The organism is Cobetia sp. UCD-24C (assembly GCF_001306765.1).
In the GTDB taxonomy this organism is placed as follows: domain Bacteria; phylum Pseudomonadota; class Gammaproteobacteria; order Pseudomonadales; family Halomonadaceae; genus Cobetia; species Cobetia amphilecti.
This window is the reverse complement of record NZ_LJTD01000047.1, coordinates 1-611: the sequence shown is the minus strand read 5'-3', so window position 1 is coordinate 611 and position 611 is coordinate 1. Positions and strand designations below refer to the sequence as shown.

General features: G+C 65.8%; 1 protein-coding gene. It reads left to right on the top strand.

Annotated features, from left to right (window positions below; all coding sequences use genetic code 11):
- Positions 1–611: VCBS domain-containing protein (locus AOG28_RS17495; protein ID WP_200906849.1), on the top strand; the 611-nt coding region annotated here is incomplete at both ends.

Here is a 611-nt window from a genome sequence, read left to right as displayed (position 1 = left end):
GATCACTCGGGCGGCGACATCACCGACAGCTTCGCGGTCGTGGTCACCGACATCACGGATGCCAGCACCACGGACAGTCTCGACATCGCGATCGTCGACACCGTCCCGACAGCCAATGCCGACACCGGCACCATCGCCGAGGACACCTCTGACGCCCTGACCGGCAATGTCATCAGCGGGGCCGGTGACAGCACGGATGCCGATGCGGCCGCCGATGCCCTGGGCAGCGACACGCCGACCCTGGTCACTGGTGTCGTGACAGGCACTCTGGAGGACGGTGACGCGCTTGCGGCAAACGTCAGCGACACGACCGGTACCGAGATCGCCGGCAGCTACGGCACGCTGACCCTCAACAGTGACGGCAGCTACAGCTACGTGCTGGACAACAGCAATGCCAAGGTCCAGTCACTGGACGACACCAGCGACCCGCTGATCGACGTCTTCACCTATGGCATCACCGATGCCGATGGCGATGCCTCGCGCACCACGCTGACCATCACCGTCACGGGCTCGACCGATGCCGCGCCGGTCATCACCGGCATCAGCGGCACGGACGACAACAGCGTCACCGAAGCCACCGGCGACACCGTCACCGGCAGCTTCACGGTCGC